This is a genomic window from Flavobacterium sp. (assembly GCF_027533505.1).
In the GTDB taxonomy this organism is placed as follows: Bacteria; Bacteroidota; Bacteroidia; order Flavobacteriales; family Flavobacteriaceae; genus Flavobacterium.
The window spans coordinates 20703-44705 of record NZ_JAPZUB010000049.1; the positions used below are offsets into that span (position 1 = coordinate 20703).

Sequence of the window (24003 nt, forward strand, 5' to 3'; positions counted from 1 at the left end):
ATATGAAGAAAATTTTATTCTTCTGGTTAAGCATGGGTACACTTACCCTAGGAGCACAAACGGTTGTGATTCCCGATGCTGTATTGAAGAATAAATTGGTTAGTACTTCCTGTGCTGATTTTAATGACGATGGTATTTACGATGGTGATGTCGATACCAATAATGATGGTGAAATTCAAGTGAGTGAAGCCCAGGTTGTATTGCGTTTAAAACTAAACAATACTAATTTACCAAGCCCCAATGCTTTTACGGATGCCACGGGATTGAATGCCTTCACGGCTTGTCGCGAATTAAATCTTGCGTTTAATCAACTCACCCAGTTTGATGCGGTACTGCCTGCGCTTGAAATTTTAAAAATTAACAACAATGCGCTAAATACGCTTACCCTCAATGGACTAGGCTTTTTGAATGATTTAGATTGTTCGCAAAATAACTTAGGGGCTTTAGATTTACAACCCGTTGCATTGCTAGAATCCCTTCGTGCCGATTTTAATCCGCTGGGGACAGTTAATTTGGAATTCACACCCGAGCTCTCCTTTTTATCGTTACAAAGTTGTAGTCTTTCGACACTTAATTTATCGTCGACGCCAGGGATTATTTTTTTAAAGTTATCAGACAATTCATTTACGCCAAATCTTAATGCTTTGGTGAATTTGAAAACCCTAATTGCTCGAAACATGGGGTTGCAAAATTTAGATCTATCGTCAAATACCAACTTGTTGAGTGTGGATCTCAGTCAAAATAGCTTTTCGTCTTTTGTGTTTCCCTTAGCGCCGAGTTTAAATTCGGTTACTATTTCTAGTTGTCCTAATGTATCTTCGCTCAACCTTAATTCTTTAAAAGGACTTACCTTTTTGGAATGTAATAACAATCCCTCCTTACAGTTTATTTTTGCCAAAAACGGACAGAGTACCTATCAGCAACTTACGTTAACGAGTTTGCCCAGTTTACAATACGTTTGTGCCGATGCAACGGCTTTTGATGACTTTCAAACTGCTTTGGGCACTTCCACCGTTCCTGTCAACGACTTTTGTACAATACCGCCAGGGGGCAATTACAACACCCTTCGCGGAACAGCCCGATGGGATGCAGGGCAGAATGGATGCGATTCAAATGATGCTCCTGTTCGTTATTTAAAACTTAAAGTCGAAGGAGGAGCCAATTACGGTACGTTTACTGCTAACGATGGTTCATACGCATTATTTCCCAACACGGGGGTTAATTATATCCTTTCGCCTTGGGTTGAAAATGCAGTGAATACCACAGTTACGCCATCTCAACAGACAATTACATTTTCCCAACAAAATGGGCAAGAGCAAATTGTAGATGTGTGTTTAGCACCCAACGGAGTGTATCACGATGTAGAAGTGGCAGTCGCACCACTATATTTATTTCAGCCCGGGACTACCAATACCTTAGTTGTTGTTCTTCGTAATAAAGGCAACCAAATGTCCAACGGAACATTTTCCTTGAGTTATGATGCTACACGCTGTACCTACCTGAATGCCACAGTGGTGCCAAATCAGAGTGGGGGAGGACTTATTACGTGGAATTACACGGGCCTACAACCATGGGCAACACAAACAGTTTATGTGCAATTGGCCGTGAATGCAGAAACCGATGCGATTCCTGTATGGGTAGGCGATACCTTGCCTTTTCAAGCCACCGCAACTCCTGTAGATAGTGATCAACAGCCCAACGACGATTCGTTTGTGATTGAACAGCCGGTAATTGCATCATTTGAACCCAACTCATTATTGTGTTTACAAGGGGCTCAATTGCCTACAGCCGCAATTGGTTCGTATTTGCATTACATGATTAACTTTGAAAATACGGGAGCGACTCAAGCGGCGCAAGTCGTGGTTCGATTAGATATAAATGGGACTGAATTTGATATAGATTCTTGGCAAATTCTCGATACTTCTGCTCCTGCAGTGGTTCGTCAAAAGGATGCATTAATTGATATCTTTTTTCCAAATTTACAAATCGATACCGGCGGTCATGGCAATGTGTTGATGCGAATTCGTTCAAAGGATTCTTTGGGCAATGGAGACGATGTAAACAGCCGTGCGGATATTTTCTTTGACTATAATCTTCCTCTAAATACGGGGATTATCCAAACGGTTTATCAAGATTTGAATCTACCGGAAACCCCTGATAGTGTGGGGATAATTGTAGCGCCTAATCCCGTAAGCGATTTTGTGAACATTCATGCATCGGCAGCCATTCAAAAAATTGAAGTGTACGACAATCAAGGACGTTTGTTGCACATTCGATATACCCAAGGATTACAAGATGCACTTGATTTTCAACAAAAAGCTTCGGGGGTTTATTGGATAAAAGTAGAAACAGAAAACGGAAGTGCTGTGAAAAAACTGATTAAGAACTAATCCATTTACTTATAGTCTTTCATTTTTTAGTGTGAATACTAGCTTATTTTCAGTCTGAAGTATAGCTATATCAATCTTGCAAAATTTATTATTTATTTAACGAAAACGTTGGATATTTTCCTTTTTAGTTCGTGGTTAATTCCCTAATTTTGTTAAATTATTATTTATCAGATTTAATTTCCTATTTATATTATGTCAAAAACAGCGATATTAGAAATTGATGGCAAGAAGTATGAGTTTCCCATGATTGTTGGAAGCGAAAATGAAGCCGCCATTGACATCGAAAAGTTACGTGCTTTAACGGGTGCTATTACGTTGGACCCAGGGTACAAAAATTCAGGTTCCTGTGAGAGTAAAATCACTTTTCTCGATGGGGAAGAAGGAATTCTTCGTTACCGAGGTTATGCCATTGAAGAGTTGGCCGAAAAAGCAAGTTTTCTAGAGGTATCTTATTTGTTGATTTTCGGTGAGCTTCCAACGCGTACGCAACTTGATCAATTTGAAGACGATATTCGTAAATATACTTTGGTCAATGAGGAAATGAAAAACATCATCGATGGGTTTCCAAAAACAGCTCACCCCATGGGCGTTTTGGCTTCTCTGACCAGTGCCTTAACCGCATTCAATCCCAAGTCGGTAGATCCCCATGATGACAAAGAAATGTATATCGCTGTGTGTAAAACAATGGCGAAGTTTATTGTGATTGCTACATGGACTTATCGTAAATCTATGGGATTCCCTTTGAATTATTACGACAATACGAAAGGCTATGTGGAAAATTTCATGCGATTAATGTTTGAATTGCCTACCGGTCCTTATCAATCCGATAAAGTCATTGTAGAAGCATTGGATAAATTATTCATTTTGCATGCCGACCACGAGCAAAACTGTTCCACTTCAACGGTTCGAATCGTAGGCTCTTCGCATGCAGGATTGTTTGCTTCGATTTCTGCTGGAGTTTCTGCTTTATGGGGTCCCTTACATGGAGGAGCCAATCAAGCGGTTTTGGAGATGTTGGAACAAATTAATAATGATGGAGGCGATGTCGCCAAATATGTTTTAAAAGCGAAAGATAAAGACGATCCCTTCCGATTAATGGGCTTTGGTCACCGCGTTTATAAAAATTTTGACCCTCGTGCAAAAATTATCAAGAAAGCGGCCGATGAAGTCTTGTCTAAATTAGGTGTTGACGATCCGCTTTTGGATATTGCAAAACAGTTGGAGCAAGTAGCTTTGGAGGATGATTATTTCAAATCACGTAATTTATATCCTAATGTAGATTTCTATTCGGGGATTATTTACCGTGCTCTAGGGATACCGACAGAAATGTTTACCGTGATGTTTGCCATTGGACGTTTGCCCGGTTGGATTGCCCAATGGAAAGAAATGCGTATCAATAAAGAACCTATCGGAAGACCACGTCAGGTGTACACTGGGTATGCTTTGCGTCCCTTTGTTCCAGTTGAACAACGATAACCTGTTACAAAAACTCTCCTTTAGGAGAGTTTTTTTTGTGCCCTTTATTTTTTTGTAAGAAAAATATTATATAAAATATTAAAATATGTTTTTCAACGATTTAATAAGTTTTTTGTCGTTGTTTTTAAAAACATTCAATAATTTAGTGCAACAAAACACACAGAATCATAGGTCAAACTTAATTTAAATTATCATGTAGAAAAAGAACCCCAAACATTAACCTACCCCACTTCAAACTAATGCCTATGGAAACGAAAAGAATTACCTCATGGTGGGCGTGCCTTGCCCTCGGCACCCCTTTTATGTTCTTCGCACAGACGCCTCCTTTAAACAACACGTTTCAAGGACAACAAACCGGAACCAACAATGTTGGAAGCTACAATGCCGGTTTTGGTTTTTTTACACTTACCAACAACGGCGGTCAAAGTAACGCTGGATTCGGAAACAACGTCTTAACCCTATCCAAAGGAAGCTTCAATTGTGGTTTTGGTAATGGAGCCCTAGCCAACAATGATACAGGAGAGCTCAACGTGGCTATCGGTACGCGGGCCTTAGAAAACAATTTCACAGGCAATCGGAATGTCGCTATTGGTCACCGAAGTATGGGAAATGTTATTAATCCGGGTTCTAATAATACAGCTGTTGGATTTGGGAGTCTTTTTAGTACGTATGGAAGTGGAAATGTAGCGTTGGGGAGTATGACCCCACGACACATGACCTCTGGTAACGGAAATATTTTCATAGGAAACGAAACCGCAGTAAATTTACTTACGGGCGATAATAACGTCTTCCTAGGTCGTGTAACGGTTTCTACTGATCCTACCACACCCATTATTGCTGGAAATAATCTCGATCGAAGTATGATTTTTGCTGATGGGGCGGGTAACCAACGCATATTTGTTTCAGCTACAGGTAATGTCGGTTTGGGTTTAGGAAACAACGTGATTCCCAACAACCGTTTGGATGTCAATGGGGGCGTTGTCATTGGCCGCAATTATACCTCGCGAAGTTGGCCAACCCCTACCGCTGGATTTACAGCCCCTACCAACGGACTTTTAGTTGAGGGCCGTGTGGGATTTGGAACTGCTACTCCAGGAAATCGTTTGGAAATTGCACAAGGAACTCCCGGAGCTTCTGGGTTGCGTTTTACCAATCTTACCAGTGCTTTTGTGCCTACGAATACCACCTTTAGCGATAAATTTTTAACCGTTAATGCAGCAGGTGATGTCGTATTGGAACGCATTCCTTCGTTTACAATTTCTAATCAATTGCAATCCACTCAAAATACGTTGCAAAGTAATGTCAATGGAGTAACTACTTCGACGCCTATCATCAATTCGGTGGCTACCGTAATCAACGAAGGCAACCAGTTGGTCACAATTATTAATGGTGTTCCAAGCGCGCCTGTGACGTTACCCATTCCAGCTTACATTGACACGGATGGACAAACCTTAGCGTTAAACGGTCAGGTGCTCTCGATTTCTAATGGAAATTCGGTTACCTTACCCGTCGATGGCGATTCGAATGCGACCAATGAGTTGCAAACGTTGACACAAAATGGGAATACAATAACGCTTTCCAACGGCGGCGGTTCGTTCACGCTCCCTGTTGATACAGATACAGATGGACAAACCTTAGCGTTAAACGGTCAGGTGCTTTCGATTTCTAATGGAAATTCGGTTACCTTACCCGTCGATGGCGATTCGAATGCGACCAATGAGTTGCAAACCTTAACGCAAAACGGAAATACAATAACACTTTCCAACGGAGGGGGGTCGTTTACGCTGCCTGTTGATACAGATACGGATGGACAAACCTTAGCGTTAAACGGTCAGGTGCTCTCGATTTCTAATGGAAATTCGATTACCTTACCCGTCGATGGCGATTCGAATGCTACCAATGAGTTGCAAACCTTAACGCAAAATGGAAATACAATAACACTTTCCAACGGCGGCGGTTCGTTTACGCTCCCTGTTGATACGGATGCGCAGACCTTAGCATTAAATGGTAATGTGTTGTCCATTTCCAATGGAAACAACATTACATTGCCGACCACTCAAATCACAGCGGGAACCAATGTTACCGTAACTGGCAATGGAACGGCAGCAACCCCCTTTGTAATCAATGCAAATGATACAAGTTTATACTCAGCCAACGGTAGTATAAATCAAGCCACCACTACGGGATTGAATCGCGTGGTGACGATGAATAACCGCAACATTTGGTTTAACTCAACCGGCAGTGGAAATAATGGAAAAATTTACATCGGAAATACGGCGACCTATCCCACCAGTACAGGAAATTATCGCTTGTATGTTGAAGGAGGTATTTTGACAGAAAAAGTGAAAGTAGCCTTACGAAGTACAGCCAATTGGGCGGATTATGTTTTTGCCGATGACTACCGTTTAATGCCTTTGAACGAAGTGGAAGCCTTTATTCAAAAAAACAAACATTTACCCGGTGTGGCGTCTGCTGAAACTTTGGCCAAAGAGGGATTGGATGTAGCTGCTATGCAAGCCAAACACATGGAAAAAATTGAAGAATTGACGCTGTATGTAATCGATCAAAATAAAACGATTCAAGCACAACAAGCTACGCTAACACAGCAACAAAAAGAAATCAATCAGTTAAAAGCACAATTAGCGCTTTTGATCCAAAAAATGAAATAAGATGAACAAGGTACACTATCTCCTCGGGATGAGTGCCCTGTTGCTAAATATTTCATGGGGACAGGCACAAGTTCAGGAATTCTTGGACGAGGAACAGCGAAGAATAACAGTGGCTGCCAGCGTTGAGCGTGAAGTGGAGCAATTTATCGAATCCAACTTTCACAAATACCGACTGTCAAAAGTAGCCTCGGCCACACTCATTGAAGAGCTTCGTGAGCATGAGGATTTTACCGATGAAGAAGTAGAAAAAGCCATTATTGCGGCTAAACGCAACGAATTGCGAAAACTCTTTTTTACTAAATTTCCTGAAAAAACACAGTATTATCGCGCCGGGACGTTACCCGTTTCGGAGGAGCAAACTTGTGTCAATGGTGATTTTGAAAACGGAACCGCAGGCTATACTTTTTGGGCCGATTTACGTCCCCAACCCCAATCAGGAACCGCTTTTTTTCAATCGTGTGCCACACCCACTGCATTAACGACAACCAATGTGCTTACTGCCACAACCAATAATTTTGGCTCGCGTGCAACCTTAATTGATAGCAATGCACCCAATTACCAGCAGTTTGATCCGGTATTAGCGAGTTTTGGGGTAAATGTGCCAACTTTAGCGCCAAACGGCGGGACACGCTGTATTAAATTGAATAATACGGGCGGTATGGGCTCCTCTGATTTAGCTACGGTTTCTCGCTACTTTCCGGTGATCAATGAGGCAACATTAGATTTTAATTTCTCTTTGGTGATGGACAACCGTCCCGATCATGAGCAAGAAATTCAGCCTTATTTTAGAGCTCGGGTAAAAGACGTCAATGGAAACATTGTCGATGAGTTTTGTATTATTGCCAATCCCAACAACTGCTTGTTCAGTCGTATCAACTTGAGTTCACGTCGTCGTATCCTATACACAGGGTGGGTATGTGCTCGCTTGAATGTGGGGGAATTAGTTGGGCAACCCGGAATTTTGGAGTTGTCGGTAAGTGATTGCCAACCCTCGGCGCATTTTGGTACCGTTTATATCGATAATGTGTGTGGATTTACGTGTGCTACGCCGCAATTGGGAGCACTAAATATTGACCCGATTCAATTGAATTGTCCGTCGATTACGCCAGCAACTCCTGTACAAGTTTGTGGGACCTACAGTCCGCCGATTAATGCCACACTAAGTTCGTTGGTACTTCATGTGTTGCAAGGGAATACGATTATTGGTACAATTAATGCTCCCACACAACTCACGTCCACTACATTTTGTTTTGATCTCCCGTCGAACATCTTTGGTGCCAATCCACAAGGAGATTTTGAATTTGATGTAGTCGCTACCTTCAATGTCACCTGTCCTGCGGGAACTTTTCAGTTTACCATACGCGATGAATCGGCAGCTATTGGTCCCGATGTAACGTTTGAGAATTGTTGTTTGCCCGTACTTACTTTAGTTTCTCCCGCCGATGATACCAGTAACAATGCGCCGCCTTCTGAAAAACGGAAAGAGCGTTCCGATTGGATTCGAGCCTCCAATGTTATACAACAAGGGAATAATGGCGTAGGCAATGGTGTCGTGTACCATGCGGGTAATTTTGTCGAATTACTTCCGGGTTTTGAAGCGGTTTCGGGAGCTCATTTCGCGGCTTATCCCGAGGGTTGTTCCGGAAACTTCTTATATCGAGATACTCCTTTGGCTGTGCCTTCCGATCGTGAGGTTCCTCTGGATGTAATTCCCGAAGAGATTCATCTCATTCGTATAGGCAATGGTTTCACTTTGGTGCCCAATCCGGCGCAATCTTGGGTAGAAATTGCCGTTGATGAAGGTGAATTTACCCAAATTCAAATCACTACCATCGAAGGAAAAATCCTGACGGCACAAACAATTAGCGCTTCCCAACGCCATCGTTTGGATGTGCAAGCCTATCCCAATGGCATTTACATGGTGAGTATCGTGCTTACCGATGGAACCGTCATTGCGGAGAAATTGGTGAAAAATTAAAACTTGTTCACAATAGTAGAAAAGCTTCGTCAATCGGCGGAGCTTTTTTATATTTGTAGAAAGCCAACAACAAACTTTATGCTACCATTACATATCACCAACGAGACTTCGCGGTTACGTGCAGTAGTGTTGGGGACCGCGGTGAGTAACGGACCCACGCCGACGGCCGAAGAAGCTTATGATCCGAAGTCACTGGAACACATTTTGGCGGGAACCTATCCGATTGAAGCCGATATGGTTCGCGAAATGGAAGCTTTTCATGACGTGTTTAAAAAATACGATGTGCAGGTTTTTCGTCCAGAAATTATCGAGAATTACAATCAAATTTTTTCGCGGGACATCGGATTTGTTATCGAAGATACGTTTATCAAAGCCAATATTCTTCCCGATCGGGAACGGGAATTGGAAGCGATTCAGTACATCATTGATCAAATCAATCCTGCAAAAGTGCAACGCCCCCCCGAAGAGGTTCACATCGAAGGCGGTGACGTGATGCCTTGGAACGACTATATTTTTATTGGCACCTACAAAGGCTCGGATTATAAAGATTACATTACGGCTCGAACCAATATGGAAGGGGTGGCTTATATCCAAAGTTTGTTTCCAAATAAGATTGTCAAAGAATTTGATTTGGTCAAATCCAAATTGGAAGCCCGCGACAATGCCTTGCATTTGGATTGTTGTTTTCAGCCTGTGGGAAAAGACAAAGGCATCATTTACAAGAGTGGTTTTCGGGAAGAAGCCGATTATGTTTTTCTCTTGAATTTGTTTGGAAAAGAAAATCTATTCCACATTACCCGCGATGAAATGTACCATATGAATTCGAATGTGTTTTCGATTGCCGAAGACGTGGTGGTTTCCGAGCGCAATTTTACCCGTTTAAACACTTGGTTGCGCAGCAAGGGCTTTACAGTAGAGGAAGTTCCCTATGCCGAAATTGCCAAGCAAGAAGGGTTGTTGCGTTGTTCGACACTTCCTTTAATCCGGGATTGATTTTCGGAGCACTGCCGCGTGAGGGATAGGAGCTAGGTGCCGTGCACCGCGGATAGCCCGGCCCAGAGGGCACGCTCAAAAAGTTATGAGTTATGAATTATGAGTTATGAATTATGAATTGGGGAAACCTTTAGACTGAAGCTATGAATCAAACGACAAATGCTATTTTAATGATCCGTCCGGTGGCGTTTCGAATGAACGAACAGACCGCGGTCAACAATTATTATCAAAAAGTTTTGGACGGCTTATCGCCCGAAACGGTCAATGCGAAAGCACAGCAGGAGTTTGATGCTTTTGTGCAAAAACTGCGCCTTGTGGGGGTTGATGTTACGGTGGTTGACGATACGTTGGAGCCCAATACCCCCGACAGTATTTTTCCGAACAACTGGATTTCGTTTCACGAAACGGGCGATGTGGTGTTGTACCCCATGTTTGCCGAAAACCGTCGGGCTGAACGGCGAGAAGATATTTTGGATTTACTAGAGGACAAAGGTTTTGTGGTCAATGACATTATGGATTATACCTCAGCCGAAGAGGACAATATCTTTCTGGAAGGTACGGGTAGTTTGTTGCTTGACCGACAAAACGGCAAAGCCTATTGTGCCTTATCGCCCCGTGCAGATGAGGAGCTGATGATTGAATTTTGTGAGGATTTTGAGTATACGCCTGTTATTTTTGAAGCGTTTCAAACCGTGGATGGAGAACGAAAACTCATTTACCACACCAATGTAATGATGTGTATTGGCGATACGTTTGCGGTGATTTGCGCCGACTGTATTGACGATAAAAAAGAGCGTAAAATGGTTTTGGATTCCTTGCGTAGCGATGAGAAAGACATTATTTTGATTACCGAAGAGCAGGTCAATAATTTTGCGGGGAATATGTTGGAAGTGAAAGGATCGGAGGGGAAACGCTATTTGGTGATGAGCTCGTCGGCTTACCAAGCGCTGACGAAGAAGCAAATTGCCCAAATCGAACAGCACGTCACTATTTTACATTCGAGTTTAGATACCATTGAAGCTTGTGGGGGAGGAAGTGCCCGATGCATGATGGCAGAGGTATTTTTACCGAAGCGATAATCAAACGTAATTTTACAAGAAATCCCAAACGCTTTAGGTGCTTGGGATTTTTTTATTACAATTTGATGAATTCATAGCCGCCTTTGGTGGCGCCCCATACTTGTTTGCCGTCTTTATCAAATCCTTGGTCCCAAGACAGAATGCTGTTATGGGTAACCGTTACTTTGGAATTGGCCCAACGTGCGCCGCGGAGTTCACTGGGACAGGTTTTATCCCCCGTAGCGCCTTCGAACGTATTTTTGCGGGTGCGTTTTAAAATTACTTCACAGCCGTCTTTTATTTCGATATCAGCTTCTGTGAGTTGGTCATACGCTTCGGGAGTTGCCCATTTACCTATCCATTTTTTTTCGTCTTTAAGCGTATAAATCGTGCTGATGAATTGATCGCCTTGTTGCGTTAATTTGTAAATGCGTACCCGATAGGGTTGGTTTTGTTTGTCAAATAAGGCTTGTTCCACAAAAAGGTAATGGCCTTTGGATTTCCAAATGGGGGTCATCCGTAAGGAGATATTGAAATAGTCTTTGTCTTGGCTGGCTTGTTTTTCAGAGCTGTAGTGGCCTTGCATGAGGGTGACTAATTCTTTCATTGCCGAACTATCGGTATTTTTTGACGTTTGTGCAGATTTGCATCCCCATAAAAAAAGGGAAATACAAAAAGTAAAAAAAACGTATCGCATGCGTAGAGTAGTTTAGATTTTTAAAATACTGGTAACGGCATTAATAATGTATTGGATACCAATCGCAATGGTTAAGAATCCCACAATACGAGAAATTGCTACAATTCCAGAAGCGCCCAGGTATTTAGCCAAATAATGCGCACTTCGAAGAATGAGAAAAATCAATACTGCCACTGCAAAAATGGCAATCGTTGAGAAAATAATTTCTCGCGTACTATTGTGTTCTTGGTAATAGGCAATGAGAAGGGAAATAGAACCGGGCCCTGCCAACATGGGCATCGCAAGGGGCGTAAGGGCGATGTTGTCGCGTTGTTGTGCTTCCTCTTCGGCTTTTTTGTCCAACCCTTTGTTGCGACTGAATTTCCCGTTCAAAAGTCCAAACCCTGAACTGGCAATGATGATGCCCCCAGCGATGCGCAATGCGGGAATCGTAATGCCAAAAAAAGTGAGCACATATTGCCCTATAAAATAGGAGATGACCAATATTAAGCAAACATTAATTGCAGTCCAGAGGGAAACTTTTGAGCGTTCGGCTTTGGAATAATCTTGCGTAAGCGCCACAAAAATGGGCACCGTGCCAATAGGATTTAACACCGAAAACAAGGCCGCTAAAAGAAAGATAAAATCGTTCATGTTGCAAAGGTAGGGGATTGGGGGTTTCGTTGTGTTTTTGTTGGGTAAAATAATCGTTACCTATGAAAACCTTAGTCTTAGGCGCTTCTGACAACCCCGAACGGTACAGTTACCAAGCGTTAATCCGTTTGCAAAAGCACCAGCATGAAGTGGTCGCTATTGGTCGTAAAGCCACTGAGGTCGACGGCATTCTAATTCAGGAAGGGTTGCCCGAACTGGCCGATGTTGATACCGTTACATTATACATAAATCCCACACACCAACAGGGGTATTACGATTATATCATTGGGTTGCGTCCCCGACGGGTGATCTTCAATCCGGGAACCGAAAATCCAGCGTTTTATGCCCTTTTGACTTCGCATGGAATTCACATCGAAGTGGCCTGTACGTTGGTGTTGTTGGCTATGCATCACTATTAAAATCGGGTTTGCCCCACGGCAGGTTTACTGATAAAAAGCAAACCTACAAACGTCAGTAAACCATTGACAATGATGAGTTCGTTGTCAAACTGGTACGCGCCAAAAAGATCGTTGGCATAGGTAGTCATTACCCAACACACCATGGGAGCGAGGATGCAAACGACAGGCACCCAGCGATCGTTGACCGTTTTTGTTTTCATAAACAATCCAAAACCATAGAGTCCTAAAAGCGGACCGTAGGTGTAACTGGCCACTTTAAAAATCATTTTGACTACCGATTCGTCATTGAGAATATTGAATAGGACAATCACTAAAAACATCAGGAATGAAAAGCCGAGATGTACTTGGTGTCGAATACGAACCTGTTTTTGAGGGGAATGTTGGTTTTCGACCTTGTCCATGTGAAGGAAATCGACACAGAAAGAGGTGGTTAATGCCGTTAAGGCACTGTCGGTGGTAGCAAAAGTTGCCGCCGTTAAGCCCAACAGAAAAGTGATGGCGGGAATGATTTCTAAGTGATGAAAAGCAATTTCTGGAAAGAGTAAATCGGTTCGAGGTACACCATTAACGGTGGGAATGGCAATTTGGTTTTGCGCCGCATACAGATACAATAAAGCCCCTACACTCAAGAAAAACAAATTGATGAGTACAAAAATTCCCGTAAACGTAAACATGTTTTTTTGGGCTTCTTGGATAGTGGCACAGCTCAAGTTTTTCTGCATTAAGTCCTGATCCAAACCGACCATCGCAATAGTAACAAAGATTCCTCCAAGGAGTTGTTTCCAGAAAAAATGGCCTTTTAGGTAATCTTCATAAAAAAAGATTTGCGAATAGCTGCTGTTTTTTACGGCTTCAAAGGCTTGGGTGGGACTGTAATTGAGGCTACTGCAAATGAAATAGATGGTAAGAAACACCGAAGTAACCAAGAAAAATGTTTGCAACGTATCGGTGATGATGATGGTTTTGAGTCCCCCGCGATAGGTATACGCAAAAATCAACCCTAAAGAGATTAAAACCGTGGCGGCAAAAGGCACCTGGAAGGCATCAAACACATAGCGTTGCAACACCAAAACCACCAAATACAGTCGAAACGCTGATCCGATGGTACGGCTAATTAAAAAAATACTGGCCGCTGTTTTGTAACTGACCACCCCCAAACGCTGTTCGATATAACTGTAAATAGAGGTAAGATTCATGCGGTAATACAGCGGGAGAAGCACCGTAGCAATGAGGATAAATCCGAGGGCATTGCCGAGTACAAATTGAAAGTACGAAAACTGATTTTCAGGATTTCCTACGGCGCCCGGAACCGAAATAAAGGTCACACCCGAGAGCGCTGTTCCGATCATTCCGAAGGCAACAAGGTACCATTTGGAATTTTTGTTGGCTTTAAAAAAAGTGTCGTTATCGCTGCTTTTTTTACCAATGCGGAAGGCGATAAATAATAACAATCCAAAATACACCAGGATGATGGAAAGAATGAGGGTTGGGCTCATGCGGTAATTTTTAAAAAGCGAAAAATACAAAAATATTGATGCCTTTTTCAAATTATGTACTTTTGTGGTATGGAATTTTCATCAAAGTTATTGGAGCAAGCCGTCAATGAAATGGCACAATTGCCTGGGATAGGGAAGCGAACGGCGTTGCGATTGGTACTGCATTTGTTGCGACAACCCCAAGAGCAAACCCGTTTTTTGACCGAGGCTTTGACCCAAATGCGGGAGCAGATGAAGTTTTGTTCGAGTTGCCATACCCTTTCGGATGTTGAGGTGTGTTCGATTTGCAGTAACCCTACCCGCAACCACCGCGTGATCTGTGTTGTTGAAGATGTACGCGATGTTATGGCCATTGAAAATACGCAGCAGTACAAAGGAATTTACCATGTGTTGGGCGGTAAAATTTCGCCCATTGATGGGGTCGGTCCGAGTCAGTTGCACATTGCTTCATTGGTTGAGAAAGTGAAGACAACCCCCATTGACGAAGTCATTTTTGCGTTAAGTTCAACGATGGAAGGCGATACCACCAACTTTTACATTTATAAACAAATTCAAGATACTGGGGTAAAAACGTCGACTATTGCCCGTGGAATTGCCGTAGGTGATGAGTTGGAATATGCCGATGAAGTGACGCTGGGACGCAGTATTTTACACCGCATTCCTTTTGAAAATTCCCTCAAAAATAATTAGAGATTTCCCCATCGAGTCTTTTGATTTTACGATTGAAAAACTATCTTTGTTGGCTAAAACAAAGTAGATGAAAACCAAAATACTGTCGTTTTCCATAGTATTGTTATTCCTTGTTACCGCTTGTGTTCCTACACAGGATCTCATATACCTTCAAGATAAAAAAAATACGACTACCTCCGCTGGGCAAGCAGTTACTCCAAGCAATAAGCCTTACCGATTGCAGGTCAATGATGTTGTTTCGGTGCAAATCAAAGCGTTGGTGGACGAGCGTTTATTGGAAATTTTTAATACGTCTCCTCAAAATCAAGCGGGTCAAACCGTGGAAACGCTTTATTTTAATGGATACACCGTAGACGATCATGGAAACATTCGTATTCCAATTTTGGGAGAGGTGAATGTATTAGGATACACTGTAGAGGAGGCACGCGCCAAAATCGAGGCCCAATTGTTAGCGGATTATTTTAAAAAAGAAGCCCAACTGTTTGTCAATGTAAAACTTGCGGGATTCCGTTACACAGTCAATGGTGAGGTGAACAATCCGGGTTCGAAGGTGTTGTACCAAGACCGTGTGAATGTGTTGGAAGCTTTGGCCAATTCGGGCGATATTACGATGACGGGTGACCGAAAAGAGGTGAAGGTGATTCGTCAGTTTCCCCATGGATTGGAGACGTTCAGTATCGATTTGACCGATGCGGCAGCAATTCATTCTCCGGCTTTTTACTTGCAACCCAACGATTATATTTACGTCAAACCTTTGAAACAAAAATCATGGGGATTTGGAGGTACGGGTCGCGAGACATTGACGGTTATGATTACTGCGGCTTCCATGTTGTTGACGCTCACGCTGTTATTACGCAATTAAACGACGTTCCATGCTTGATATCAAAGATTTTTCCTTTTTTGAAAAACAAAATAGCTTCGATTTCAAAGCTTTCCTGATTAAAACAGGAAGTTATTGGAAGTGGTTTTTATTTGGTTTGGGTTTTGCCTTATTTGTGGCACATCAAATCAATATTCGTAAACAGAAAATCTACTCCTTGGAGGCTACTTTAGCCGTTAAAGAGCAAGAGAATCCGCTGTTTATGAGTAATACCAACTTAATTTTCAATTGGGGCGGTACTTCCGATCAGGTGCAACGTATTGCGAGTACTTTGAAATCGCGTTCGCACAATGAATTGGTAGTGGATAAACTCGGTTTTTATATCGACTATCTTCAAGAAGATAAATACTATCAAAAAGATGTGTACGGTTCCGCTCCTTTTGAGGTGAAATTGGATAAAACCAAAAACCAACTTTTAGGGATTCCTGTTGAAATACATTTTGTGTCTCCAACCGACTACGAAATCAGTATTGCTGTGAAATCCAATTCGGTGCCCGTAATTAATTACAATACGAACATTATTGACACTCAGGCGGTACGCTCGGGCGATTTTCGTAAGCGCTGCAAGGTGGGACAACCGTTGCGATTGCCTTTTCTCAATTGGACTTTGGACATCAAAGGGATGCCTGGAAATTATACCGGGCAGAAATTTATCATTCGGATGAATTCGTTTGATAATGTCGTCAGTATGTACCGAAATGTTCGTGTGGTTATTGATGAAAAAGCGGGATCGATTATTCGTATTTCACTACAAGGAACCAATAAGGCCCGTATTGTTGATTATTTGAACGAAAGTGTTCAAATGTTGAAAAAGAAACAATTAGAAAGCAAAAACTTGTTTGCTGAAAACACCATCAAGTACATTGACACTACCTTGGCTTTGATGGAGGAAAATTTAAAGTCGGCCAACAACGATTTAAAGGATTTTAGCAAGGGTCGTAACGTTGTTGAGATAGAAAAACGCGGGGAGACTTACCAAGCGCAAATTCAGGATTTAGATTTGATAAAAGACGGAATTGACCGTAAGATCAACTACTACAATGTGTTGAACAATTATTTGCGCAACAGTAATGATTATTCCAAATTGCCTGCGCCTTCTGTTGCGGGTATTGACGATCCCAATATAATTAAAAATGTAGCGCAACTCATTGATTTATCGGTGCGCCGTTCGGAGATGACGTACTCGGTGAAAAGTGCGCTGATGTACAACAATATTGACAATGAAATTTCTGCCGTAAAGCGGGTTTTATTAGAAAATATTGTGGCGGCTAAATCGGCTATTCAATATGAAGCGGCTCAAGTAAACCGTAAAATCCGAGAGTCAGAAAACAAAATTGAAAGCCTCCCCGAGGACAGTCAAGATTATTTACGAATTACCCGCAAGTTCAATCTAAGCAACAGTGTTATCGATGCGTATTTACAAAAACGCAATGAAGCCCAAATTGTAAAAGCTGCCAATTTATCGGATGTGGAGTTTATTGATCCCGCCAAAGACATTGGAGGTGGATTGATTGGGCCGCGCACGGGAGTGAACTATGTAATTGCTATTTTTGCGGGACTACTGATTCCGTTATTGGTGGTGTTCTTGATTTTCTTTATCAATAATTCCATTCAAAATGCGGAAGATATTAGTGCATTGACCACTATTCCATTAATTGGAGTGATTGGGGTGAAATACACCTCTTCGAATTTAGCCGTTTTTGAAAAACCCAAATCGGCCCTCTCGGAATCCTTTAGGGCACTGCGTTCTTCGCTTCAATTTTTGTATAAAAAACAGAAGAAGGAGGGAAGTAAAACCCTCATGTTGACCTCTTCCGTTTCGGGGGAAGGAAAAACATTCTGTTCTATTAATATCGCTACTGTATTTGCTATCAGTGAGAAGAAAACAGTTATAGTTGGATTGGATTTGCGTAAGCCTAAAATTTTTGATGATTTCAACTTAAAAAATAAAATCGGTGTCGTCAACTATTTGATTGGTCAAAACGCCATGGACGAAATCATTCAAAACACCAAAATTCCATATTTGGATGTGATCACTTCAGGTCCCATTCCACCGAATCCCTCAGAGTTGATTATGGGAGAAACGATGCGGGAGTTTATGGATGAGTTGAAGCGTCGTTACGATTATGTAATTTTGGATACTCCTCCCGTCGGTTTGGTGACCGATGCTATTGAATTGGCTCCTTTTGCCGATGTGACCTTATACATCATGCGTCAGAATTTTACCAAAAAAGAAATGGTACAACTCATCAATACCCGTGTGCAACGGGATGAATTGTCGAATGTAAGTATTGTGTTGAATGGTTTTGAGAACAAAGCACGTTACGGTACAGGCTACGGCTATGGCTACGGCTATGGCTACGGCTATGGAAATTATGCAAATGGCTATCACGAAGATGACCGTCCCAAAAATCTATTTGAGAAAATAAAAGAAACCCTTTTTAAGCGTAAAAAATAACGCATCAAATTTATGCAAACCCTCGTCATTACCGGTGCGGCCGGATTTATCGGTTCCAATTTAACCGCTCACTTTTTGGAGCAAGGTTTTCACGTGGTGGGTTTGGATAACTTTGCAACGGGACATCGACGCAATATAGAACCGTTTCTTTCCCATGCTAACTTCACTTTTTACGAGGGGGATATTCGGGATTTAGCAACCTGTCATCGTGTGGTAAAAGGAGCCACTTTTGTCCTTCACCAAGCGGCTTTGGGTTCGGTTCCCCGTTCAATTAACGACCCGATTACCTCCAATGAAGTGAATGTGTCTGGTTTTTTGAATATGCTGGTGGCCTCTCGCGATGCGGGGGTGAAACGTTTTGTGTATGCCGCGAGTTCGTCGACCTATGGGGATTCGGCTTCTTTACCCAAAGTGGAAGAGGTGATAGGAAAGCCCTTGTCGCCCTATGCGATAACCAAGTACGTTAACGAATTGTATGCCTCCATTTTTTCCTCCACCTATGGGTTGGAAACCATTGGATTACGTTATTTCAATGTATTTGGGCGCCGACAGGATCCGGATGGAGCTTATGCGGCAGTGATTCCTAAATTTGTAAAATTATTGATGCAAAAACAATCCCCGGTGATCAATGGTGACGGAACGTATTCTCGTGATTTTACGTATATTGATAATGTGATTCAAATGAATGCTTTGGCATTGACTGCAACGCAACCGGAAGCCCTGAATACCGTATATAATACTGCGGTCGGTGATCAAATTTCGCTCAATGAAATGGTGCATTTGCTCAAAAAATATTTATCCCGTTACGATGCTTCTATTGCTGAAGTTCCTATCGTTTACGGACCCCAGCGCGTGGGTGATATTCCGCATTCTAAAGCGAGTATTGCCAAAGCGCAAAAATTATTAGGCTATCAACCCCAATACAACTTTGCGGCCGGCTTAGAAGAAGCAGTGGCTTGGTATTGGGATAATTTAAGATAAATACATATGAAAATTACGCATATCTGTTGTATCGGAGCGGGTTATGTAGGCGGCCCCACCATGGCGGTCATTGCCAATAAATGTCCCCACATTAAAGTGACGGTTGTCGATTTAAATGCCGAACGTATTGCCCGTTGGAATGATGATAATGTTGAAAATATTCCGGTGTATGAACCTGGATTGAGTGCGATCGTTGCGGAATCTCGTGGGAAGAATTTATTTTTCTCAACCGAAGTAGATAAAGCTATTGATGAAGCACAAATGATCTTCATATCGGTCAATACGCCTACCAAAACGTATGGAACGGGTAAAGGAATGGCCGCCGATTTGAAATATATCGAATTGTGTGCCCGACAAATTGCACGCGTGGCGACTACCGATAAAATTGTCGTTGAAAAATCAACCTTACCGGTTCGTACCGCAGAAGCGTTGAAAAGTATTTTGGACAATACCGGAAACGGAGTTCAGTATCAAATTCTATCCAACCCCGAGTTTTTGGCGGAAGGAACGGCTGTAGAAGATTTATTGTCTCCCGATCGCGTATTGATTGGAGGAGGAACCGACGAAGCAGGACAGCATGCTATCCAATCTTTAGTTGATATTTATGCCAATTGGGTTCCCAAAGAGCGTGTTTTAACCACCAATGTATGGTCGTCGGAGTTGTCGAAATTAACGGCCAATGCCTTTTTGGCACAACGCGTCTCGTCGATTAATGCTATTTCAGAATTGTGTGAGAAAACGGGAGCCAATGTCAATGAAGTAGCCCGTGCTATCGGGATGGACAGCCGCATTGGATCGAAGTTTTTGAAAGCTTCTGTTGGATTTGGAGGGTCGTGTTTTCAAAAAGATATTTTGAATTTAGTGTACATCGCCAAATCCTATGGATTGCAGGAAGTTGCCGATTATTGGGAGCAAGTAATTCAATTGAATGACCACCAGAAAAATCGTTTCGCACGCAATATCGTAAGTACGTTATACAATACCATTTCGGGAAAAAAGATTGCCTTTTTGGGATGGGCGTTTAAAAAAGATACCAACGATACCCGTGAGTCAGCGGCCATTTATGTCGCCGATGCCTTGATGCAAGAACAAGCACAAATTGCGGTTTATGATCCCAAAGTGGAACACCCTCAAGTGCTCTCGGATTTGAATTATTTGGAGACCCGTGATGCGGCTTCCAATGCCAGTTTGGTAACTTCATTTGCCGATCCCTATACAGCGTGTCAAGGGGCGCATGCGATTGCAATTATGACCGAGTGGGATGAATTTAAAGCCTATGATTGGCAAAAAATTTACGATTCCATGTTGAAACCCGCCTTCATTTTTGATGGGCGGAATATATTAGATGCCGAGGCAATGCGCGCGATAGGCTTCCATTATCAAGGAATAGGTTCGTGATACAAACACTATGGATATAAAAATAGCAGTTATCGGATTGGGGTATGTGGGATTGCCTTTGGCGCGTTTGTTTGCCACAAAGTATCCCGTTGTAGGTTTTGATATTAATCAGCAACGGGTTGCCGAATTGAATGCGGGGCAGGATAATACCTTGGAAGTGTCCTCCGACTTGCTTCAGCAGGTATTGGTATCGAAGCATACGGAGGCCCAGGGGTTGTTGTGTGCTTCTGATTTGGAGGCCATTCGCGATTGTAATTATTACATCATAACCGTTCCAACTCCAGTCGATAAAAACAACCGCCCCGATTTAACACCCTTGTACAAATCAAGTGAAACGGTAGGGAAGGTGTTGAAAAAAGGCGATATTGTAGTCTATGAATCAACCGTATATCCCGGATTAACCGAAGAAGAGTGCGTACCCGTTTTAGAGCGGGTGAGTGGTTTGAAGTTCAATGTAGATTTTTTTGCAGGCTACTCCCCCGAGCGGATCAATCCTGGGGATAAGGAACATACCGTTGAAAAAATCTTGAAAATCACTTCAGGTTCAACTCCCGAAATTGGACAAAAAGTGGATGCTTTGTACCGTTCTGTCATCACCGCAGGTACCCATTTAGCGCCATGCATTAAAGTGGCTGAGGCGGCCAAAGTAATTGAGAATGCGCAGCGCGATATTAATATTGCTTTTGTCAATGAGTTGGCCAAGATTTTTAACTTACTGGATATCGATACGCATGCGGTTTTGGCTGCTGCGGGAACAAAATGGAACTTTTTGCCTTTTAAGCCGGGTTTGGTTGGGGGACATTGTATAGGCGTCGATCCGTATTATTTGGCGCAAAAAGCCCAAGAGACAGGGTATCATCCTGAAATTATCTTGGCGGGACGCCGTTTGAATGATAGTATGGGGGAATATGTGGCGTCGCGAATTATTAAATTGATGATTAAAAAAGGAATTTCGGTCGATCATTCGTCGCTTTTGCTTTTGGGAATAACGTTCAAAGAAAACTGTCCCGATGTGCGAAATACCAAGATTGTTGATGTGGTGCATGCCTTAACCGATTACGGAATTCAGGTAACTATTTATGATCCTTGGGCCAATCCCGAGGAGGTGAAGCATGAATACGGTTTGACAACGACCAACACCCTACCTCAAGCTACTTTTGATGCTGTTGTGTTGGGTGTGGCGCATCAAGAGTTTTTACAACTGGATTTAGCGGGATTGCGAAATTCCAAGTCAATAGTTTATGATGTTAAAGGCGTTCTTCCCTATGCGGTGGACGGAAAATTATAACGTATGAAAAAAATATTAATTACCGGAGGAGCCGGGTTTATAGGTTCGCATGTGGTGCGCCGCATGGTGACCCGTTACCCCAATTATCATATTTTCAATTTGGATGCCCTCACTTATGCAGGGAACTTAGAGAATATCGCCGATGTAGAAAAACTTCCCAATTATACGTTTGTTAAAGGCGATATCACTGACGCCCATTTTATCGATTCTCTTTTTAAAACGCACGCTTTTGAGGGGGTTATCCATTTGGCCGCGGAGTCACATGTTGATCGTTCGATTACTGATCCATTGGCTTTTGTGCGTACCAATGTTTTGGGAACTATGAATTTGTTGAATGCGGCTAAAACCGCTTGGCAAGGGCAGTTTGAAGGCAAGCGTTTCTACCATATTTCAACCGATGAGGTCTATGGAACCTTGGGGGCTACGGGTTTGTTTACTGAAGAAACTCCCTATGACCCAAACTCTCCCTATTCAGCGTCCAAAGCGAGCTCAGATCATTTTGTACGCGCTTATGGAGAAACCTATGGATTACCCTATGTGTTAACCAATTGTTCTAATAATTACGGACCCAATCATTTCCCTGAGAAATTGATTCCACTGTGCATTCACAATATAATTCAAGAAAAACCACTGCCGATTTATGGGGATGGAAAATATACGCGAGATTGGTTGTATGTTATCGACCATGCGATTGCCATTGATTTGGTATTCCATGAAGGGAAAAATCATGAAACCTATAATATTGGTGGATTTAATGAATGGCAAAATATCGACTTAGTGCGTTTGTTATGTCAAATAATGGATCGTAAATTGGGACGTGACGTTGGGACTTCGGAGGGGCTTATTACCTTTGTGAAAGACCGTCCTGGACATGATTTGCGTTATGCCATTGATGCTCATAAAATTAATCGCGAATTGGGGTGGTCGCCCTCGGTCACTTTTGAAGAAGGATTGGAGCAAACCGTTGATTGGTACTTACAAAACACCCAATGGTTGCAGAATGTTACTTCGGGGGCTTACCGCGAATATTACGAAAAACAATATCAATAATTCAAACGAGTCATGCGCATATTGGTCACTGGAGCAGCGGGATTTATTGGATTCCATTTTTGTGAACTCTTATTAAAAAAAGGGTACACCGTAGTGGGTATGGATAATTTGAATCCGTATTATCCGGTTTCCTTAAAGAAAGATCGCTTGGCTGTTTTGGGGATAACGTCCACTGTATTTCAAACGGGTGTACCTGTAGAAAGTACTACTTATGGTGGTCGGTTTCAATTCGTATTACTCGATTTGGAAGACCGAAGCGGTATGGACGCGTTGTTTGGTCAATTTTCCTTTGACCTCGTTTGTAATCTTGCAGCACAAGCGGGCGTTCGGTATAGTTTGGAAAAGCCATTTACGTATTTGGACAGTAATGTAACAGGTTTTTTAAATGTGTTGGAATGTTGTCGCCACCATCAGGTAAAAAAACTGATTTATGCGAGTAGTTCAAGTGTGTATGGCCTCAACGAACACGTTCCATTTTCTGTAAACGATACGGTGGATCATCCGATAAGTTTGTATGCGGCCACCAAGAAATCCAATGAGTTAATGGCGCATACGTACAGTCATTTGTTTGGCATTACCACTGTAGGTTTGCGTTTCTTTACGGTGTATGGTCCTTGGGGTCGTCCCGATATGGCTTTGTTTTTGTTTACAGAGGCCATTTTTAATCAAAAACCAATAGACGTTTTCAATCATGGCGACTTATCGCGTGATTTTACCTACGTTGACGATATTACCCAAGGCATGGAGGCCATTGTAGCCGCCTTAGCTTCGGGCACCTACACGAAACCGTATGGGTTGTATAATATTGGCAATAACAAGCCCGTTCGTTTGTTGGATTTTATTGAAGCTATCGAACGGCATACAGGAATTACAGCGCAAAAAAACTGGCTTCCTATGCAGCCCGGTGACGTTGCGCAAACCTGGGCCGATGTTTCTGAATTACAACGCGATTTTCATTATCAACCCCATACCGACTTGGACAAAGGGGTAAAAGCTTTTGTGGATTGGTATAAGGCGTATTATAGGGTGGGTGAGTAGTGAGCCCCCTAGTCCCCTAGCCCCCAAAGGGGGGATTTTGATTAACGATTGACGATTGTTGATTGTTGATTTTTGATTTTTTGGAATGGTATTGAGATCCTGCTTTTCTTGGATTTTTTACTTTTTGTCTTGACGGAGGGGAGTCGTTGGACGTTAGACTTTAGAGTGACTAGTGATTAGTGACTAGTGGCTAGTGATTAGTGACTAGTGATTAGTGACTAGTGACTAGTGATTAGTGACTAGTGATTAGTGACTAGTGATTAGTGACTAGTAATTAGTCATCCCTTAAAAAACAAATAACTGTCTGATTGTTATTTTATTACAATAAAATTTAGCTAGAAATAGATGATAATTATTGCCAAAAATGGTATATTTGAGTATAAAATAGTGGCAATATGTTAGGCAAAATAA

General features: G+C 42.3%; 18 protein-coding genes. 15 read left to right on the top strand and 3 right to left on the bottom strand.

What is annotated here, in order from left to right; all coding sequences use genetic code 11:
* Positions 1-2: 2 nt before the first annotated feature.
* The 6 genes from O9316_RS10620 to ctlX all read left to right on the top strand — a co-directional run bounded on the left by O9316_RS10620 (position 3) and on the right by ctlX (position 10585).
* Positions 3-2390 carry a T9SS type A sorting domain-containing protein gene (locus tag O9316_RS10620; protein WP_298203936.1) on the top strand — a complete coding sequence of 796 codons (2388 nt, stop codon included), beginning with the start codon at positions 3-5 and terminating at the stop codon, positions 2388-2390.
* 192 nt (positions 2391-2582) lie between these two features.
* Positions 2583-3866, top strand: a complete 1284-nt coding sequence (locus tag O9316_RS10625) for a citrate synthase (RefSeq protein WP_298203937.1) — start codon at positions 2583-2585, stop codon at positions 3864-3866.
* Between the two features lie 245 nt (positions 3867-4111).
* Positions 4112-6535 carry a hypothetical protein gene (locus O9316_RS10630; protein ID WP_298347185.1) on the top strand — a complete coding sequence of 808 codons (2424 nt, stop codon included), beginning with the start codon at positions 4112-4114 and terminating at the stop codon, positions 6533-6535.
* 1 nt (position 6536) lies between these two features.
* Positions 6537-8513 (top strand): 3-coathanger stack domain-containing protein, encoded by a 1977-nt coding sequence (locus tag O9316_RS10635; protein WP_298204856.1) that lies wholly within the window; start codon positions 6537-6539, stop codon positions 8511-8513.
* A gap of 78 nt (positions 8514-8591) precedes the next feature.
* A complete protein-coding gene (locus O9316_RS10640) occupies positions 8592-9506 on the top strand; it encodes a dimethylarginine dimethylaminohydrolase family protein (RefSeq protein ID WP_298204855.1) in 915 nt (304 codons plus the stop codon).
* A gap of 143 nt (positions 9507-9649) precedes the next feature.
* Complete coding sequence (gene ctlX, locus O9316_RS10645; protein WP_298204854.1) at positions 9650-10585, top strand: citrulline utilization hydrolase CtlX; 936 nt, start codon at positions 9650-9652, stop codon at positions 10583-10585.
* A gap of 55 nt (positions 10586-10640) precedes the next feature.
* Here ctlX and O9316_RS10650 read toward each other — a convergent pair whose 3' ends face one another.
* Together O9316_RS10650 and O9316_RS10655 are read right to left on the bottom strand one after the other, a co-directional pair.
* Positions 10641-11171, bottom strand: coding sequence for a chromophore lyase CpcT/CpeT (locus O9316_RS10650; protein ID WP_298204853.1), 531 nt, complete (start codon positions 11169-11171; stop codon positions 10641-10643).
* A gap of 102 nt (positions 11172-11273) precedes the next feature.
* The gene (locus tag O9316_RS10655; protein ID WP_297514423.1) at positions 11274-11894 is read right to left on the bottom strand and encodes a MarC family NAAT transporter; all 621 of its coding nucleotides are present in this window, start codon (positions 11892-11894) and stop codon (positions 11274-11276) included.
* Positions 11895-11956: 62 nt separating this feature from the next.
* Here O9316_RS10655 and O9316_RS10660 point away from each other — a divergent pair, with 62 nt between their 5' ends.
* On the top strand, positions 11957-12313 hold the full coding sequence (locus O9316_RS10660) for a CoA-binding protein (protein WP_298204852.1): 357 nt from the start codon (positions 11957-11959) through the stop codon (positions 12311-12313).
* Here O9316_RS10660 and O9316_RS10665 read toward each other — a convergent pair.
* Entirely contained in the window at positions 12310-13809 is a 1500-nt protein-coding gene (locus O9316_RS10665) for a sodium:solute symporter (RefSeq protein WP_298204851.1), read from the bottom strand. The genes O9316_RS10660 and O9316_RS10665 overlap by 4 nt on opposite strands.
* 69 nt (positions 13810-13878) lie before the next feature.
* Between O9316_RS10665 and recR the strand changes: the two genes are divergently transcribed.
* The 8 genes from recR to O9316_RS10705 all read left to right on the top strand — a co-directional run bounded on the left by recR (position 13879) and on the right by O9316_RS10705 (position 23592).
* Positions 13879-14499 carry a recombination mediator RecR gene (recR, locus tag O9316_RS10670; RefSeq protein WP_298204850.1) on the top strand — a complete coding sequence of 207 codons (621 nt, stop codon included), beginning with the start codon at positions 13879-13881 and terminating at the stop codon, positions 14497-14499.
* 67 nt (positions 14500-14566) lie between these two features.
* Positions 14567-15361, top strand: a complete 795-nt coding sequence (locus O9316_RS10675; protein WP_298204849.1) for a polysaccharide biosynthesis/export family protein — start codon at positions 14567-14569, stop codon at positions 15359-15361.
* 10 nt (positions 15362-15371) lie between these two features.
* Positions 15372-17837 carry a polysaccharide biosynthesis tyrosine autokinase gene (locus tag O9316_RS10680; protein WP_298204848.1) on the top strand — a complete coding sequence of 822 codons (2466 nt, stop codon included), beginning with the start codon at positions 15372-15374 and terminating at the stop codon, positions 17835-17837.
* Positions 17838-17849: 12 nt separating this feature from the next.
* A complete protein-coding gene (locus tag O9316_RS10685) occupies positions 17850-18818 on the top strand; it encodes an SDR family oxidoreductase (protein ID WP_298204847.1) in 969 nt (322 codons plus the stop codon).
* A gap of 6 nt (positions 18819-18824) precedes the next feature.
* Entirely contained in the window at positions 18825-20216 is a 1392-nt protein-coding gene (locus O9316_RS10690; RefSeq protein WP_298204846.1) for a UDP-glucose 6-dehydrogenase, read from the top strand.
* 10 nt (positions 20217-20226) lie between these two features.
* Positions 20227-21504, top strand: a complete 1278-nt coding sequence (locus O9316_RS10695; protein ID WP_298204845.1) for a nucleotide sugar dehydrogenase — start codon at positions 20227-20229, stop codon at positions 21502-21504.
* A 3-nt stretch (positions 21505-21507) separates the two neighbouring features.
* On the top strand, positions 21508-22554 hold the full coding sequence (gene rfbB / locus O9316_RS10700) for a dTDP-glucose 4,6-dehydratase (protein WP_298204844.1): 1047 nt from the start codon (positions 21508-21510) through the stop codon (positions 22552-22554).
* Between the two features lie 12 nt (positions 22555-22566).
* On the top strand, positions 22567-23592 hold the full coding sequence (locus O9316_RS10705; RefSeq protein WP_298204843.1) for an NAD-dependent epimerase: 1026 nt from the start codon (positions 22567-22569) through the stop codon (positions 23590-23592).
* Positions 23593-24003 lie beyond the last annotated feature (411 nt).